13 protein-coding genes and 1 pseudogene are annotated in these 17,636 nt (G+C 71.3%); 4 read left to right on the top strand and 10 right to left on the bottom strand.

Annotated elements, in window-relative coordinates:
• Positions 1–26: 26 nt before the first annotated feature.
• The 8 genes and pseudogenes from IE325_RS05905 to IE325_RS05870 form a co-directional block, all read right to left on the bottom strand.
• On the bottom strand, positions 27–737 hold the full coding sequence (locus tag IE325_RS05905; RefSeq protein WP_229911680.1) for a FadR/GntR family transcriptional regulator: 711 nt from the start codon (positions 735–737) through the stop codon (positions 27–29).
• Positions 738–845: 108 nt separating this feature from the next.
• A pseudogene (locus IE325_RS05900) lies at positions 846–1,211 on the bottom strand (shikimate kinase); the annotation flags it as partial.
• Positions 1,181–3,094, bottom strand: a complete 1,914-nt coding sequence (locus IE325_RS05895) for an anthranilate synthase family protein (protein WP_190068638.1) — start codon at positions 3,092–3,094, stop codon at positions 1,181–1,183. The gene IE325_RS05895 and the pseudogene IE325_RS05900, both read right to left, overlap by 31 nt.
• Complete coding sequence (locus IE325_RS05890; RefSeq protein ID WP_190068637.1) at positions 3,091–3,750, bottom strand: isochorismatase family protein; 660 nt, start codon at positions 3,748–3,750, stop codon at positions 3,091–3,093. The genes IE325_RS05895 and IE325_RS05890 overlap by 4 nt, the downstream gene beginning before the upstream one ends.
• A gap of 88 nt (positions 3,751–3,838) precedes the next feature.
• The gene (locus tag IE325_RS05885; protein WP_190068636.1) at positions 3,839–5,041 is read right to left on the bottom strand and encodes a 3-deoxy-7-phosphoheptulonate synthase; all 1,203 of its coding nucleotides are present in this window, start codon (positions 5,039–5,041) and stop codon (positions 3,839–3,841) included.
• 408 nt (positions 5,042–5,449) lie between these two features.
• The gene (locus tag IE325_RS05880; protein WP_229911679.1) at positions 5,450–6,643 is read right to left on the bottom strand and encodes an IS701 family transposase; all 1,194 of its coding nucleotides are present in this window, start codon (positions 6,641–6,643) and stop codon (positions 5,450–5,452) included.
• A 136-nt stretch (positions 6,644–6,779) separates the two neighbouring features.
• Positions 6,780–7,934 (bottom strand): IS701 family transposase, encoded by a 1,155-nt coding sequence (locus IE325_RS05875; protein WP_190068635.1) that lies wholly within the window; start codon positions 7,932–7,934, stop codon positions 6,780–6,782.
• A gap of 85 nt (positions 7,935–8,019) precedes the next feature.
• On the bottom strand, positions 8,020–8,643 hold the full coding sequence (locus IE325_RS05870; RefSeq protein WP_190068634.1) for a ScbR family autoregulator-binding transcription factor: 624 nt from the start codon (positions 8,641–8,643) through the stop codon (positions 8,020–8,022).
• A 132-nt stretch (positions 8,644–8,775) separates the two neighbouring features.
• Here IE325_RS05870 and IE325_RS05865 point away from each other — a divergent pair, with 132 nt between their 5' ends.
• Complete coding sequence (locus IE325_RS05865; RefSeq protein ID WP_229911678.1) at positions 8,776–9,663, top strand: ScbA/BarX family gamma-butyrolactone biosynthesis protein; 888 nt, start codon at positions 8,776–8,778, stop codon at positions 9,661–9,663.
• Positions 9,664–10,006: 343 nt separating this feature from the next.
• On the opposite strand, the gene IE325_RS05860 is transcribed toward IE325_RS05865, so the two are convergent.
• Positions 10,007–11,521, bottom strand: coding sequence for an MFS transporter (locus IE325_RS05860; protein ID WP_190068633.1), 1,515 nt, complete (start codon positions 11,519–11,521; stop codon positions 10,007–10,009).
• A gap of 180 nt (positions 11,522–11,701) precedes the next feature.
• Between IE325_RS05860 and IE325_RS05855 the strand changes: the two genes are divergently transcribed.
• Both IE325_RS05855 and IE325_RS05850 read left to right on the top strand, forming a co-directional pair.
• The gene (locus IE325_RS05855; RefSeq protein ID WP_190068632.1) at positions 11,702–12,328 is read left to right on the top strand and encodes a TetR/AcrR family transcriptional regulator; all 627 of its coding nucleotides are present in this window, start codon (positions 11,702–11,704) and stop codon (positions 12,326–12,328) included.
• A gap of 84 nt (positions 12,329–12,412) precedes the next feature.
• Positions 12,413–13,207, top strand: a complete 795-nt coding sequence (locus IE325_RS05850) for an aminotransferase class IV family protein (protein WP_190069199.1) — start codon at positions 12,413–12,415, stop codon at positions 13,205–13,207.
• Here the strand turns inward: IE325_RS05850 and IE325_RS05845 are convergent.
• Positions 13,177–13,917 (bottom strand): ScbR family autoregulator-binding transcription factor, encoded by a 741-nt coding sequence (locus tag IE325_RS05845; protein ID WP_190069200.1) that lies wholly within the window; start codon positions 13,915–13,917, stop codon positions 13,177–13,179. The two genes, IE325_RS05850 and IE325_RS05845, sit on opposite strands and share 31 nt — an antisense overlap.
• Before the next feature lie 148 nt (positions 13,918–14,065).
• Between IE325_RS05845 and car the strand changes: the two genes are divergently transcribed.
• Positions 14,066–17,617, top strand: coding sequence for a carboxylic acid reductase (gene car, locus IE325_RS05840; protein ID WP_308437626.1), 3,552 nt, complete (start codon positions 14,066–14,068; stop codon positions 17,615–17,617).
• The last annotated feature ends 19 nt before the right edge of the window (positions 17,618–17,636 follow it).

The raw sequence follows: 17,636 nt of genomic DNA, 5'->3' as shown, positions 1-17,636 counted from the left end.
TGTGCCCGCCGTCATGGCAGGAGCGGTCAGCCGCCCTTCGGCTCGGCGGCGCGCACCGCCAGCAGCCCCTCCAGGGCGTCGAGACTGGTGCGGACGACATGCCGGGCCGCCGCCGCGGCCGCCTCGGGGTCCTGCTCCTCGATGGCCCGGACGAGTGCTTCATGGGCTTCGACGCCGCACTCCAGGTGGGTGTCCGCGCCGGCGAACAGGTCCAGGCTCTCCTGGAGCCGCCCCACGAAGAAGCGGTAGCACTCGGTGAGCGTCACATTGCGGGCCGCCTCGACGACGGCCAGATGCAGCGCGGCGTCCCGCTTGCCGAACTCGGCGTCGTCCCGGCCGGCCGCCTCGGCCCGCGCCCGGAGCAACTCCCGCAGCCGCGCCATGTCCTCGGGCGTCCGGCGCAGGGCCGCGGAGTGCGCCGCCTGCACGTCGAAGCAGAGCTGTACCTCGAACACATCGCGCACATCGGCGAGTTCGATGCTCTGCAGCATGGGCGCCGGGTCGGACACCGACCGCACGAAGACCCCCTTGCCGCGCTGCGCCTCCAGCATGCCGGTGTGCACCAGCGCGCTGACGGCCTCACGGATGGTGGGCCTGCTCACGCCCAGCTGCGCGGCCAGCTCCGTCTCGGAGGGGATCCTGGAGCCGATGGGCCAGGCTCCGTCGGCGAGCTCCCGGTGGAGCAGCGCGATGACCTCGCGCGCCGTGGAGGGCCGGGCGATCGGACGCAGAGCCATGGGACGGTCCCCTCAGTTGTCTGACAACTGACATCAGGTTAATCACATGCCTCTGGGCGCGACAAGTCCGCACAGTGCCAAGGGGGTTGAGAACCGGCCATCGCGATGTCACCTGGGCCTCGTCGTCAACTCCAGTACGTCCAGGACCGCTTCGGCGACCTCGTCGGGCGTACGGCCGTCCGTGGCGACCCTCGCCGACGCGGCCTCGGCGTAGAGGTGCCGCCGTGCCTCCGCCAACTCCCACCACCGGGGGTGCGGTTCGGCCGCGAGCAGCGGGCGGGCCAGGTCGAGCCCGGCGCGTCGGGCGGCCGCGTCGGCGCCCATCGACCGCCAGACCACGGGCCGGCCGGCGAGCAGCGCGCGGGTGCCCGCGTCGAGGACGGCGCCGCCGCCCGGCGCGAGCACGCCGTCGTGCCCGGCGAGCGCCCGCCGCCGGGGTGTGGTCAGAGCCGGACGCCCAGGACGTCCGTCATCAGGGCGCCGAAGAGGCGCACACCGTCCTCGGTGAGCACCGACTCGGCGTGGAACTGCATCGAGGCGAAGTGCGGACCGCGCAGCGCGTGCACCTCACCGGTCTCCGCGTCGCGGCTGACCTCCACCAGGCCCACGCCCTCGACCTCGACCTTGTCCTCGGCGCTGCGGGCGGCGAACGTGTTATAGAAGCCGACCCGTTCACGGGCGCCGAAGAAGGCGATCTCCTGCTGCACGCCCTGGTTCGGCACCTCCCGGCGCGTCAGGGGCAGGCCGAGGCGCATGCTGAGCACCTGATGGCTGAGGCAGACGGCGAGGAAGGGCCGCCGCTCGGTGAGCAGCGTGTCGATCGCGGACCGCAGATGGGCGATCTTGGGGTGGCCGGTCTCACGCGGATCACCCGGGCCGGGGCCCATGACGACCAGGTCATGACCGTCGAAGCCGTACAGGTCGTCGAAGCGACGGACCGTCACATCTAGGCCCATGGACCGCAGTTGGTGGTCGATCATCGAGGTGAAGGTGTCCTCGGCGTCCACCACCAGCACCCGGCTGCCCGCCAGGTCCGGCAGCGGGCGTTCCCGTCCGCCGTCCCCCGCGAGCCAGAAGCCCGCGAGCGTGGTGTTGCGCCGCTCCAGCGAGGCACGCACGTCCGGATGGTCGCCGAGGAGCACGGCACCCGCCGACGCCTGCCCGGCGGCTGGCCGGTCCGCCTGGAGCGCGGCGACCAGCCCCGCCGCCTTCGCGCGGGTCTCGGCGACCTCGGAGTCCGGATCGGAGTGGCGCACGAGCGTGGCGCCCACGCCGATCCGCACCCGGCCCGAGGGGCCGATGTCGGCGGTGCGGATGAGGATGGACGAGTCCAGCGCGCGGCCGCCGCCCGCGTCGCGGCCGATGAGCGCCGCCACACCGCTGTAGTAGCCGCGGCCCTCGGGCTCGTACCGGCTGATGACCCGGCAGGCGCTCTCCAGCGGGCTGCCGGTGACCGTGGGGGCGAACAGCGACTCGCGCAGGATGTCCCGAGGGTCGCGGGTGCTGCGGCCCTCGATGAAGTACTCGGTGTGCGCGAGCCGGGCCATCTCCTTGAGATACGGGCCCACGACCCGGCCACCGGTGTCGCAGATCCGGGCCATCATCTTCAGCTCTTCGTCGACGACCATGTACAGCTCGTCGGCTTCCTTGCGGTCGGCGAGGAAGTCCAGCACCCCGGGCAGCGTCGGACCGCCCGGCGGATAGCGGTAGGTGCCGCTGATGGGGTTCATCACGGCGGTGCCGTCCAGGAGGCTCAGGTGCCGCTCGGGCGTCGCCCCGACGAAGGTCCGCTCGCCGGTGTGGACGACGAACGTCCAGTAGGCGCCCGACTCGCCGCGCAGCAGCCGGCGGAAGAACGACAGCGCGCTGTGCGTGCCGTAGTCGCTGATCTCGGCGACGAACGAGCGCTTGATGACGAAGTTCGCGCCCTCGCCGGTGCCGATCTCGTCGGTGATGACCCGGCGGACGGTCTCGGCGTAGGTGTCGTCGTCCACGTCGAAGTCGCCGCCGGTCATGTCGATCGGCACGTCCGGGAGCCGGCGCAGGACCTCGTCCAGCGGGAGCCGGGCCTGGTCGGCGACGGTCATCGCGATCAGCGGTTCGCCGTCGTCGGGGCCGGCGAAGCCGCGTTCGGCGATCTGCCGGTACGGGATCAGCGTCAGCAGCTCATGACGCGGGCCGTCGGCGGGCGCCGCGCCGTCGGGCAGGGGCAGGTCCGCGAGCGTGGCCGGGGTGGAGATCCCACCCGACAGGACGTCCACGGTGTCCGCTCCGCCGGTCTGCGGGCGGTGCAGCAGGGCGAAGGCCGGCGGGTGCGGGGCCAGTACTCGGGCGAGGAGGTCGGCGGGCGCGTTCATACGGTGGCTCCGGCGGTGGTGGCGGTGCCCAGCTGCCCGAGGACGGTGCCGGTGGTGCTGACGACGGCGCAGCGCTGGGCGGCGTACTCGACGGCAAGCCGGTGGTACTCGGCGGAGAAGTCGGCGATCGCGTCGGCGACGAGAAACGTACGGATGTCCTGGGTGAAGGCCTCGACCGCGGTCATCAGCACCCCGACATGGGCGTACACACCGCACAGCACCAGCTGGTCGCGGCCCTGCTCCCGCATCCACTCCAGCAGCCCTGAGCGGAAGAAGGCGCTGTACCGCCACTTGGTGAACACCCGGTCGTCCGGCCCAGGCGTGAGCGGCTCGACCACCTCGCGGTCCACGGGGTCGACGCGCATGCCCGGCCCCCAGAAGTCCTTCAGCAGACCGCGCTGTTCGTCCGTCATCCCGCCGGGCTGCGCGGTGTACGCCACCGGCATGCCCGTCGCGACGGCACGCTCGCGCAGCAGGGCGGCGTTGCGCACCAGCGGCTCACGCAGCGAGGCGGGGAACGGCCGCAGGAAGTAGCGCTGCATGTCGTGGACGAGCAGCACCGCGCGGTCCGGATCGGCGGACCACCCTGCGGTGTTGCCGGGCAGGTCGTCCGCCGACGGCAGCGGGTACGGCTCGATGGGGGGTATGCCCGCCATGACTGTCCTCTCCTCGGGCGAAGGGCTGGCTGGGGTGTGGGTGGGGTGCGAGTGGGATACGGGTGGGGTGCGGCGACGCGGCCGATCCCTAGGCGGCGGTCGGCTGGAGGCTCCGGCCGGTCATCCACCAGGACGAGACCACCGAGAGCGCCTGTACGGGGTTGAGCCGCGGGTCGCAGAAGCTCGTGTACCGGGTGCCGACGCGGTCGACCTCGGAGAGCTCGCGGACGCACTCGGTGACGTCGTCCGGGGTGGTCTCCAGATGCAGTCCGCCCGCGACCCCGCCCGCCGCGGCGACGGCGTGCTGGAACTCGTCGATCTCGCGCGTGACCGTCTGAAGGAAGCGGGACTTGAGGCCGTCGGGGGTGCTGACGGTGTTGCCGTGCATGGGGTCGGTCAGCCAGATCACCGGGTGGCCGGCGGCGCGCACGGCCGCCACCAGCGACGGCAGCCTCTCGGCCGCGGTTCCGGCGCCCATCCGGGCGATCAGGGTGAGCCTGCCCTCCTGCCGCCGCGGGTCGAGCCGTTCGCACAGCGCCAGCAGTTCGCCGGGCGTCATCGTGGGGCCGACCTTGCAGGCCACCGGGTTGACGACATCGGCGAGCAGGGCGACATGGGCGCCGTCGAGCTGCCGGGTCCGCTCGCCGATCCACGGCCAGTGCGTGGAGGTGAGCAACAGCTCTCCGTCCGGCTGCCGACGCAGCATCGGCACCTCGTAGTCCAGCAGCAGGGCCTCGTGGCTGGTCCAGACGGGGGCGCCGATGCGGGCAGGGCCGGGAGCGTCGAGCCAGCCGAGGTGGCCCATCACGTCGCGGGCGGCCAGGTAGCCGGACAGCAGCCGCCCGGGATCGGGGCGGCGCAGCTCGGGGTCGGGCTCCGGGCTGTTGACCATGTGGCCCCGGTAGACGGGGAGTTCGAGGCCGTCGACCCGCTCGGTGGGACGCGAGCGCGGCTTGCCGAACTGGCCGGCCATCCGGCCGACGCGCACCACGGGCCGGGACGTGTCCATCTCCAGCTGGCCGGCGAGCATGTTCAACAGGCCCGCCTTGCGGGCGACATGGCCTGCGGTCGACTCCGCCGGGTCCTCCGCGCAGTCGCCCGTCTGCACCACATGGGCGTCGCCCGCGGCCACCTGGGCCAGCATCGACCGCAGGGTGCGCACATCCTCGGCGCCGACGAGCGGGAGCCGGGCGGCGAGTTCCTTCCGCACCCGGAGCACCTGGGCCTCGTCCTCCCACGGGGGCTGCTGCAACGCCTGTTCATATCGAATATCGAGCAGAGCGTCGTCCACTGGTTTCTCCGATCGCGACGATGCGCACGCCGATGCGGGGCGCGGGGAAGGGGAAAGAGAAGGGGAAGGGGAAGGGAAGGGGGAAATGGGGATGGCGGGAAAAGGGCACGGCCGAAATCCCCGTGACGCACTAGATCGTCCAACGGATTCGTCGCGTCACCAACAAGGTGCGCGGTACTCCGTCAGGTGAGGCGGGATCCGTCAAGTGGTCCCGAATATGTCAAGTCGGACCGGACACACGGGCGTTGTTCCTCCGCGGTACGCCGGTTGAATTCCCGCAGTGTTTTCGAAGCCCGTGTTCCGCCACGCACCCCCGTATTTCCTCCGGGCATGCCGATGGACCGGCGGGCGGGCGGTCGGCGGGACCGTCCGCCCGCCGGTCCTGGCGGGCGGGTGTTCAGGCGCGGTTCACTGGGCGCCCTTGGCGAGCGCGACGACGGCGTGGGCGGCCGAGGCCAGCGTCACATGGCGGTGCCAGCCGTCGAAGGACCGCCCGGAGAAGTCCCGGATGCCCACCCGGTCGGTGATCTCCGTGAAGTCCAGGTCGACCCGGTCGGCCAGCTTGCTCAGCCGCACCAGCGAAGCCGGCGGCACTTCGGTGAGGTTCGTCAGCCACAGCTTGGCCGGCCAACGCCCGTCCTCCTCGCCGACCCCCAGCAGCCGCACCTCGCCCTGTCCCGCGGACGGTGCGGGCAGGGACGGCCCGGTGACCCGTACGGTCGCGGCCCAGTGCGTGAACGGCGTCGCACCCCGCCTGTGGTCGGCGGCCATGACCGGCCGCCGCAGGTCCCTGGCCATGAGCATGATCTGCTCGGCCGTCAGCTGCCCCGGCCCGCCGCCGGGCAGGGCGGGATCCGCGACCGTGAGCGGCTGGTCCTCGCACACGCTGACGAGCAGCGGCATGCCGGCCGTGTGCAGCCTGGTGAAGATGGGTACGGCGTGCACCTCGCACGAATCGAGGACGAACGGACGCACCGGCAGCCGCCAGCGGTTCACCGCCTCCAGACACGCCTCGACCACGGACTCGCTCAGCGTCTCCACCGGAACGCCGTCCGGGATCGACACCTGGCTGCGCCGCAGCGCGTCCTTGAGCCAGGTCTGCGGCAGATGGAGACGCCAGTTGACGGGGGCGCTGATGGTGTCCGAGGCGGCCCATACGCCGATGGCGCGCTGGGCGTTGAGCACCTGGCCCAGGGTCGGGAAGAAGTGCTTGTCCACGCCGACGGAATGCCGGCCGGTCTTGGGGATGATGACCGGCTGCACCACCCACGCCCGCGGTGGGCGTTCACCGATCCAGTGCTCGGCGAGTGCTCGGCGAAGGGGCGTCCAGTCCCAGGTGGAGCCCGAGATGAAGTGGTGGAGGTTCTGCTCCGACGCCTGCTCGCCGAGCAGCGCCGCGATGTTGCGTATGGACTTGCGACCCGGTGTCTCCAACAGGCCCCGTAAGTACTGCATGCCTTTTCTGCATTGGTCGCTCCGGGACAGCGAGGCGAAGAGCATCGAGGAGATCTCGGTGAGGCGGTCGTCGTGGGAGCGGGACGGGAAGGGTGTGGTGAGCGTCCCTCGTGCTGCGGTCGGGGGACGCAGGTCGAGGCTGAGCATGAATCTCCTATCTGAGGATCCAACCCGTGCTGTGGCACATCCGCTGTGATCGAACGGGAGCCCAGAGTGAGGCCCGGCCCGAGAGTAAGGGGCATCAGGGGAGGTGAGTCATCACCAACCGGCCGAGAGTGTCAGGTTACCGAACGGTAGTCCTGTTGATGTGGGTGACATCACCCCGGCGTGCCGCCGCGCTGACCAGATGGGCGACACAGGCCAGCGTGATGTGCCGGTGCCAGCCGGGGAACGAGCGCCCCGCGAAGTCCCGCAGCCCGACCCCGTCGGAGATCTCGGCGCAGTCCCGCTCGACCACGCCCGGCAGCCGGGTGAGCCGCAGGGCAGGGGCGAGACGGTCGGCGGTGAAGTTGGTGAGCCACAGCCGGGGTTCGGCCGGCCGGCCGGGAGGGCACTCGCCCAGCAGCGTCATCGCCTCCCGCCCCGACGGTGACGCCGACACCGGGATCGCCGCGGCCGTCGTACGCCCGTCACCGGGGTTGACCTGCTGGCGCAGATGCGGCAGGGACTCGCTCAACTCGCCTGCGGTGTGCAGGAGATCGCCGTACTTCGGCAGCAGCGACCGGTCGATCCGCACGGGCGCGGCCGCGTCCACCCGTACCGCGAACGGCAGCCCCGTCGACGCCAGGAAGCGGGCGATCGAGATGCCGTCCGCCTCCGCGACGTCCACCACCACCGGCAGCCGGGGCATCTCCCCGACGCCCATCAGCCCGACCACGGCCTGCCGTACGCATTCCTCCACCGTGCCCGGCACGGCGTCCGGCGGGACGCTCGCCCGGTGCCGCAGCGGCTCGACCGTCCAGCGCGCGGACAGCCGCAGCTGCCAGTCGACCGGTACGGCCGCCCGCTCCGACGTGAGCCAGGTGCCCACCGCCTGCTGGCCGTTGACGGTGCCCAGCGGGGTGGGCTGCGGGTCGGCGCCGACGGAGTGCGGACCGGCCTTGGGGATCAGCAGCGAGTCGATCACCCAGGCCTGCGGTGCCAGGGCCCGCTGCGCCTGCCGGGCCAGGGCGTGCCGTACGGGGACCCACTCCCAGGGCGAGGAGGCGATGAAGTGATGCACGTTCTGCTGTGCCGACGCCCCGTCGAACTGTGCCGCGATGCTCCGCAGCGTCTTGCGGCCGCGCACCGACAGCAGCCCGCGGACGTACTGTTCGGCCTTCACCCGCTGCCCGCTGCGGTGCAGCGAACCGAACAGCCGTCGGCACAGCTCCGCATCCAGAACGTCCGGTATCGGCCCCTCGCCCGCCGCTGCCCCGTCGTCCAGGCCGTCGCGCATCCCGTTCCCCCGTTCCCCCGTCTATGAAAAAGGACTGTCGTCCTGTTTCTATATGAAGCATGCACGAGACGGCGGCGAATTTTCCTCAGGTCGCGCGGTCGAGGGCGGCGGCCCGGTGCGGCGAGGTGTCCAGCTTCGCCAGTACCCCTGGGCAGGCGATGTTCGGCAGGACCAGCTCCAGGAACACGGCGAACTGCGTGCAGAGTTCGCCGTCGGGCAGGGCCTCGTCGAGCAGCCGGATCCCGGCCCAGGAAGCGGTGAGCAGCCGCGCCACCTCGGCCGGCTCCACATGGCCGAGCAGTTCACCCCGGTCCCGGGCCGCGCACAGCAACTCCTCGCCCGCGTCCGTCCATTGGGGCCAGCGGGTGCCGAACAACGCGCGCGCCCTGAGGTCGACCGACAGCCGGACCGTGGCGCCGAGCAGCGGGTCGCGGGGCAGGCGGTAGCCGAGCAGCAGGGCCATGTCGACCCATTCCTGCAGCTTGAGCGGCTGCGGCGGGACGGGTCGCAGGGCCGATGTCTCGTCGAGGATGGCGCGCGCCAGCTGTTCCTTGGAGGCGAAGTGGAAGTACAGGCCGCCGCGGGTGAGCCGGGTGCGCTCGATGAGGCCGCCGATGGTGGTGGCGTCGTACCCGAAGTCGTTGAACATCGCGGCGGCGGCTTCGAGGATGACCCTCCGGGTGCGGACGGCTCGTTGCTGCCTTCCCATGCGAGCACCTTCCGGGCAACTCCCTTTAGCTGTGCTTGGGTTCACGCTTGCCCTTGGTCATAACCGAACGGAGGTCCGGTACTTTAACAGAGCACAGAGCGCGGACCGACCACCTTCGACTCTGGGGGAACGTTGAAGCACACCACTCTCGCACCACGACCCGGCACGGCCTCATCCGCTCAACTCAGCTCGTACGCCCACCTCAGACGCGAGGAGTACCTGCTGGTCACCGGTTCACGACGGCTGGCCGCCGGCGAGTTCGCCCTCGGTGTCAGATGGCCGGCCGTCCAGGGCGACCTGCCCTACGACCCGCGGATCCTCGCCCAGACCATCCGGCAGACCGGACTGGTCGTCGCCCACGCCGAGTACGGCGTTCCGCTGACCCACCAGACCATGCTGAGCACCCTCTCCTTCCGCATCGCCCCGGGCCTTCGCATACCCCGTGGCCGGACCTCGGCGCTGGACGTCCATGTCACCGTTTCGGAGGCCGGGGGCAGGCGGCGTACGACATCCGCGCTGCACATGACCTTCCAGGTGCTGCGGGACGGGGAGCCGCTGGCCCGCGCCGAGAGCGAGTTCACCTGGATCTCCGAGCGGGTCTACGACCGCCTCCGCGGGACCCGGCGCAGCGTGCACTGGGGATCCTGGCCGGTACCCGCGCCCCTGGACGCCCGGCTGGCAGGGCGAGCCGGACCGTCCGACGTGGCGCTGTCCGCCGGAGACCGCCCAGGCCGCCTCCTCCTGCGCAACGACCCCGGCAACCACCTCCTCTTCGACCACCCCGTCGACCATGTCCCGGGCCTGGCCCTACTGGAGGCCGCCGACCAGGCGGCCCACACCCTGCACTCCCCGACCCCCTTCACCTCGACCACGATCGAGGCCACCTACTGGCGCTACGTCGAATTCGACCAGCCCTGCTGGCTCGAAACCGAGCCACTACCGACCCCCGGCGCGGTCCGAGTCACCGGAACCCAGCAGGGCGAACCGGCCTTCCGCGTCGACTTCGGCACGACCGACTGACACCGGAACGACACCTGGGCCCACTGGAAACACCTCGGCCCTGCGGCCCCGCTCCTGTCGCCAGGGGTCGGGCCGCAGGGCTGGAGGGTTGGGTGGTGTGTCGCCGTTACTGACTCGGCATCCGAGGCGGCCCCGCGCGGGGTTCGCTGGAAACGCTCGGCCCTGCGGTCCCGCTCCTCTCTCCTGGAGCTGAACCGCAGGGCCGGAAGGTTGGGTGAGCGTGTCGTCGTCGCCGACTCGGCACCCGAGGCGGCCCCGCGTGAGGTCCGCTCGAAATGCCTCGGCCCCGCGGTCCCGCTCCTGTCGTCAGGGGCCGGGCCGCAGGGCCGTAAGGGGGGGTGGGTCAGTGTGTTGCCGTCATCGACTCCGGGTCCGGGGTGGGCTCGGACGGCGGTGTCTCCTCCTTGGGTACCCAGCGCAGGGCGAGGATGCCCAGGGCCAGGCAGAGGGCGCTTGCCACGCCGACCGCTACATGCAGACCGGTGAGGAAGGCCTCCTTGGCCTCTTCGGCGGTGGCCGGGGACAGGCCGCGGGTGTCCAGTGTCTCGTCGAGCGTGCCTGCCGCATCGGGGCCGGTCAGCCGGAAGAGGAGGGCCGCCAGCGAGCCGAGCAGCGAGATGCCGAGGGCGTTGCCCAGTTCGTTGCTGGTCTCGGCGATCGACGCGGCCGAACCGGCCCGCTCGGCCGGCACCGCGGCGACGGCGGTGTCCGCGACCAGGCTGAAGGAGAAGCCGTAGCCGACGCCGGTGACCACGGAGGACGCGATGAACGCCGCCACGCCGTGCTCGGTCGTGGTCAGCAGCAGAAGCAGCAGGCCGAAGCCCATGAAGAAGTGCGAGGCGATGAGCGCCGACCGCTTGCCGATCCGGTCCACCACACCGCTCGCCCCGATGCACGCGGCGGTGAGGACCGCCGCACCCGGCAGCGCCAGCAGGGCCGCCGTAAGGACGCTGTAGCCGAGGACCGACTGGAGGTACATGCCGCTGAGATAGCCCGCGGCGGCCCAGGCGACGAGCGAGAGCAGGCCGGTGAGGATCGCGACGGCGAAGACGTGGTCCTTGAACAGCCGCAGGTCGAGCAGCGGGTACTCCAGCGTGAGCTGCCGGCGTGCGAACCACACCAGGACGGCGACACCGACGACCCCGATGGCGATCTGGGAGAGGGAGAAGCCCTCCGCCGCCGCCGTCTTGATGGAGTAGACGGCCAGCAGGATGCCGACCGCGGACAGCACCACGCTGAGCGCGTCGACCCGACCCGGATTGGAGGTGCGCACCTCGCGCAGCAGCACCGGCGCGAAGACCACGAACAGCACCACGACGGGAATGTTGATGAGGAAGACCGCACCCCAGTCGAACCGGCTCAGCAGCAGACCGCCGATCACCGGACCGGCCGCGAACCCGGCGGCGAAGGTCGCCGCGAAGATGCCGATGGCCTGAGAGCGTTGCTTCGGGTTGTGGAAGAGGTTGCCGATGATGGCGAGTCCGGCGGGCAGCAGCGTGGCGCCGCCGAGGCCCATCAACGCACGGCAGGCGATGAGGATCTCGGGGTTCGGCGCGAACGCGGCACCGGCCGAGCCGGCCCCGAAGACGACCGCGCCGGTCACCAGGAACTTGAGCCGGCCGTAGCGGTCACCGAGGTTGCCGAATGCGATGAGCAGGGACGAGACCACGAAGCCGTAGATGTCCAGGATCCACAGTGCCTGGTCGGTACTGGGCGTGATCGCGGACGTGATGCTCGGCATCGCGAGATAGAGCACGGAGCCGTCCATCGCGACGAGTGCGACCGGGCCGAGCACGATGACAAGGCCCAGCCAGGCCCGTCGGTCGGCACGCTCCGCGACTAAGTCGAGGGAAGTCACGGGGGCAACCTTTCAGGAGAAGGTGCGAAGAAGTTCCGAAAGCTGCATACGGTGTACGCGAAACCCTGCATACGGTGTACGCGCTATTCCATGCGTACGGTGTACGCGAAATTCATGCGTACGGCGTACGCAAGCTGCTGGGTATACTACCCCATGACCTTCAAAGCACAAGGCAGGCAAGTGAGTTCACGCGGCCTGTCGCGGGGCGCGATCGTGGCAGCCGCGGTCCGTATCGCCGACGCCGAGGGCATTGCCGCGCTCTCGATGCGGCGCCTGGCGACCGAGTTGGACTCGGGCGTCATGTCGCTCTATCGGCATGTGGCCAACAAGGACACGTTGCTCACCGCGATCACCCGGGCGGCCTGCGACGAACACCCCTATCCCGAACCGGCGCCCCCGGACTGGCGCGAGGCGATGCGGCTCGCCGCCCGGCTCGACTGGGAGGTGTACTGCACCCACCCCTGGGCGCTGGTGACCTCGAGTTCCGCCCGGCATTTCTCGGACACCTCCTGCCTCGACTGGATGGTGGACGCCCTCGCGGACCTCACCGACGATCCCGACCTCGCGCGGTCCTTCTCCATCGCCGTGTGGTCGTATGTGCAGGGCGTGTGCATTCAGCACCTGGCCCAGCAGTTGCTGTCCGGAGGCGACAAGCCCGAGCAGTCCCCGCTGCGGGCGACCGAGGACGACTTCGACCTGGGTCTGGAGACCCTGCTCGACGGAATGGAGCAGCGCGCCGCGCGGCACCGGTCGGACGACGCCGACACGCCCTTCACGAGGACCTTTCCGGTCACCGCGCCACGCTGAGCGAACTCCCGGCTCCCACCGGACGTTTCCGAGGTGTCCGCCCGGGAGCCGGGTCGTTGGCAGGGCGTGACGACTGCCCATTCGATGAACACCAGGCGCAACGACCGCACGGCCGGCGTGGCGGACCTGGCACCGCTCGCCTTCGCCGGATACGCCCACTTCACCGCGATGCAGATCCGTGCCGGCCGGGTGCGCGGCCTCGATCTGCATCTCGCCCGACTGCGACACGCCTCGCTCGAACTGTTCGGCCGGGCACTGCCCGACGACCGGGTGCGGACCTGGCTGCGCGCCGCCCTGGACGACGCCCCCGCCGACCTCTCGCTGACCGCGACCGTCTACTCCCCGTCCGGCGAGTTCACCGTGGCCGGACCCGACGAGGACCCCGAACTCCTGGTCCGCGGCGCACCACCGGCCACCGGCCCCGCGGGCCCGCTCACCCTCGCGGTCGTGGAGCACGAGCGTTTCCTGCCGTCCGTGAAGCACGTCGGCGAACCCGCCAAGACCTACTTCCCGCGCCAGGCCGTCCAACAGGGCTGCGACGACGTCGCGTTCACCGACCGCCGGGGCCGGCTGAGCGAGGCCTCGATCTGGAACCTCGCCTTCTGGGACGGCACCGCCGTGGTGTGGCCGGCGGCCGGGATGCTGGCCGGGGTCACGATGGGCGTCGTCCGCAGGCAACTGGACCGCCTCGGCGTCCCCCAGCGCGTACGGGAGGTCACCCCCGCGGATCTGCCGGCACTGGCGGGCGGGGCGGTCATGAACTCATGGACGCCGGGCGTCGAGGTCCGCCGTATCGGCCCGACGTCCCTGCCCGAGGCACCGGCTTTCCTGGACCTGCTGCACCGGGCCTACGAGGCGGAGCCGCTCATCTCCCTGTAGGGGACGCAGCACAGCTCCGCGTCGGACATCGCGGCGCATTCGTGCGGGGCGGCCCCGTCGTCCAACCGCCAGCGCTCCAGCGGCGGTTCGTCGGCCATGGCGGCGGAGCTGCCCGCCGCCTCGATCCGGCCCCGCACCGCCTCCGCGGCCAGCTGAGGCAGCACCAGACGCCAGAACGGCGTCACCGAGCGGGCGATCCGGTCGCGGGCCGGATCGCGCTCCAGCCCCTCGAGACCGGCCATCAGCGCGGTGATGGCGGAAACCGCGCCGTCGAGATCGACGTCGCGAGCAAGACTGCCCTGCCGCCGGGCGAGGTCGAGCAGCCCGCGCACCCACTGCCGCCAGTGCTGCCACAGGCTCACGTCACTGTGCCAGGCCGCGTCGTGCGCCAGGGTGAATCCCGCTCTGAGCACCGGGTCGCACACCACCCGCTGGGCGAGCGTGTGCGAGGTGTCGACGAGGAACTGCAGCGGTGCGGGGTGCCGCTCCGGGACCTGCCCCGTCACACACAGCAGGATCTCGGCGGCGGTCGACTCCACCGCCTCGCCCAGGGCCTGCTTGTTGCCGAAATGGAAGTGCAGGGCGCCGCGGCTGACCCCGGCCAGGGCACATATCTGCCCGACGGAGGCTCCGGCGAATCCGCCCTGTTCGATGAGCTCGGCCGCGGATCGGATCAAATCTCGTCGCGTCCTTGCGGCACGGTCCTGCATCACGATGCGCACTCCGGAGAGGGAGAAGGAAGAGGGGGGACGGCGCGCGGACCAGCGGGCTTCCGCCCCGAGAGTCCTCCACTCTTACCACGTCGACAACGCACCATGTACGAAGAGTTACTGACAGTGGCGCGATGTCGCACCCGGCATGTCGAGGCAGCCGGAGCCGGTCGGTGACCTGACAGATCGTCGACCGATTCCTCAGGGATCCCGTCCGCTGTGTCTACCTTCGGGTGACGAGTTGGAACACGCGACGCGGAGACTCAGAATGCGACTTGCGCAACTGGTGGCATCCGTCATGGAACGCCACGCGGACCGCCCCGCCGTCGGAGAACGCGCGAAGGAGTTCGCGCGTGACTCCGCCACGGGACGGGTCTCGATCCGGCTGCTGCCCCGCTACGAGACGACCACCTACCGCGAACTGTGGACGCGGGTCAGAGCGGTCGCCGGCGAATGGCACCACCGCCCGGACCACCCGCTCAGGCCCGGTGAGCGGGTCGCCGTCCTCGGCTTCACCAGCCGCGACTGGGCCACCGTCGACCTCGCCTGCATCCATCTCGGCGCCGTCACCGTCCCGCTCCAGACCAGCGCAGCCCCCGCGCAGCTGCGGGCGATCATGGCGGAGACCGAGCCGTTCGTGGTGGCCGCGAGCCTTGAGCGCCTCGACGCCGCGGTCGACCTGATACGCGACAGCGACTCGGTGCGGCGACTGGTGGTCTTCGACTTCCACCCCGAGGCGGACGACCACCGCGAGACCCTCGCCGCGGCCCTCGACCGCCTCACCGAGGCCCGCCCCGCCGTGGTCGTGGACATCCTGCGGGACCTGATCGAGCGGGGCGCCGCCCTGCCCGAGGCCCCGCTGTTCACCGCCGCCGACGGCGAGGACCCGCTGGCGATGCTCATCTACACCTCGGGAAGCACCGGTACGCCCAAGGGCGCCATGTACACCGAGCGGCTGGCCGGCGCCATGTGGGGCGGCGCCTGGGCGAAGCTCTTCGACGAGTCGTACGCCGTCACCTTCCACTACATGCCGATGAGCCATGTGGCGGGACACTCCTCGCTGAAGGCCACCATGGTGCGCGGCGGCGCCAGTTACTTCACGGCCGGCAGTGATCTGTCGACGTTCTTCGAGGACATCGCCCTCGCCCGGCCCACGGAACTGTCCCTGGTGCCCCGGGTGTGCGAGATGCTCCACCAGCGCTTCCGGAGCGAGGTGGAGCGGCGCACCGCGGCCGGCACCGACCGCGCGGAGGCCGAGGCCGAGGTGCGCGCGGACATCCGGGAGAACGTCCTCGGCGGCCGGGTCACCTGGGCCAGCTCCGGCTCCGCCCCGCTCTCGACCGAACTGACCGCGTTCATCGAGTCCCTGCTGGGCCTCGACCTGCACATCGTCTACGGCTCCACCGAGGCCGCCGGAGTCTCGGTAGACGGGGTGCTGCTGCGCCCGCCGGTCACCGACTACAAGCTCGCCGACGTACCCGAACTCGGCTACTTCCGCACCGATCTGCCGCACCCGCGCGGCGAACTCCTGCTGCGTTCCGACGCCGTCGTCCCCGGCTACTACCGGCAGCCCGAGCTGTCCGCGGAGCTGTTCGACGAGGACGGCTACTACCGGACCGGTGACATCGTCGCGGAGCTGGAGCCCGACCGGATCGCCATCCTGGCCCGCCGCGGCAACGTACTGAAGCTGTCCCAGGGCGAGTTCGTCGCCCCCTCCCGGCTGGAGGCCGTCTTCGCCGCGAGCCCGCTGGTGCGGCAGATCTTCGTCCACGGCGACAGCGAGCGGTCCTACCTCCTAGCCGTCGTCGTGCCCACCCCCGACGCGCTGCGGGAGTCCGACGGGGACGAGCGGGCCCTCAAGCAGCGGCTGAGCGGGACGCTCCAGGAGCTGGCCAAGGAGACCGGTCTCAACTCGTACGAGATCCCGCGTGACTTCCTGATCGAGACCGAACCGTTCAGCCAGGCCAACGGCCTGCTCTCGGACCACCGCAAGCTGCTGTGGCCCCGCCTGGCGGAACGTTACGGCGAACGTCTCGACGCGCTGTACGCCGACACGACCGCCCGCGAGGACGAGGAACTCGCGGCGATCCGCCTCTCCGGCGCGGACCGGCCGGTGCTGGAGACCGTGCAGCGCGCCGCACGTGCGCTGCTCGCCGGATCCATGGCCGACATCGGCCCGGACGCGCACTTCAGGGACCTGGGCGGCGACTCGCTGTCCGCGGTCTCCTTCTCGAACCTGCTCCAGGACACCTTCGGCGTCCGGGTGCCGGTGGACATGGTCATCAGCCCCGCCTACGACCTGCGGCACCTGGCCGAGCACATCGAGGCCCGGCGCGGCACCACCGAGCGGCGGCCCACGTTCGCCTCGGTGCACGGCGAGGGCGCGACCGAGGTCCACGCCAAGGACCTCACCCTCGACAGGTTCATCGACGCCCGCCTCCTCACCGACGCCCAGGCACTGCCCCGCCCGCAGGGCGAACCGCGCACCGTGCTGCTCACCGGCGCGAGCGGCTATCTCGGCCGTTTCCTCGCCCTGGAGTGGCTGCGCACGCTGGCACCGGCCGGCGGCCGGCTGATCGCCCTGGTGCGCGGGAAGGACGACGCCGCGGCCCGGCGCCGGCTGGACGCCGCCTTCGACAGCGGCGACCCGGAACTGGTGCGGACGTACCAGGAACTGGCCGCGGACCATCTGGACGTCGTGGCGGGGGACATGGCCGAGCCGCGGCTCGGCCTGGACGAGGCGTCCTGGGACCGGCTGGCCGACGAGGTCGACCTGATCGTCCACGCCGGCGCGCTGGTCAACCACGTCCTGCCCTACCCGCACCTCTTCGAGGCCAACGTCGTCGGCACCGCCGAACTCGTCCAGCTGGCCCTCACCAGCCGGATGAAGCCGGTCACCTACATCTCCAGCGTCGCGGTCGCCACCGCACGCCCCGGACAGCCCGCCCTCGACGAGGACACCGACCCCCGCCTCGCCATGCCGGTCCAGGACGTCGACGGCGGCTACGCCGGCGGATACGCGACCAGCAAATGGGCCGGCGAGGTACTGCTGCGCGAGGCGCACGACCTGTGCGGACTGCCGGTCACCACGTTCCGCTCCAACATGATCCTCGCGCACAGCCGGTACGGCGGACAGCTGAACGTCCCCGACATGTTCAGCCGACTGCTGTTCAGCGTGCTCGCCACCGGCATCGCGCCGCGCACCTTCTACCGCGCGGACGGCGAGAAGGCCCACTACGACGGACTGCCGGTCGACTTCACCGCCGCGGCCGTGGTCGCCCTCGGCGGCCGTGGCGCGCCCCGGCACCCGTCCGAGTACCGGACGTTCGGCCTCGTGAACCCGAACGACGACGGCGTCTCCCTCGACACCTTCGTCGACTGGCTGGTCCAGGAGGGCCACCCCATCGAGCGGGTGGCGGACCACGCGGACTGGTACGTCCGGTTCGAGGCGGCGATGCGCGCCCTGCCCGAGGCACTGCGGCAGTACACGGCGCTGCCCATCCTGCACGGCTTCAAGGAGCCCGAGGAAGCGGTGCCCGGATCCGTCATCCCCTCCGAGCGGTTCCGCGCGGCCGTCCGCGCCGACGGCGCGGACGGACACGGGGACATCCCGAGCCTCACCCGTGACCTCGTCGTCAAGTACGCGCGGGATCTGAAGAGCCTGATGGCGAGCGCGGCGGGGACCGGGTCCGGACACTGATCTCCCCTGCCGGGACGGC

This window comes from Streptomyces lanatus (genome assembly GCF_014655715.1).
In the GTDB taxonomy this organism is placed as follows: Bacteria; Actinomycetota; Actinomycetes; order Streptomycetales; family Streptomycetaceae; genus Streptomyces; species Streptomyces lanatus.
This window is presented reverse-complemented; position numbering and strand designations above follow the sequence as displayed.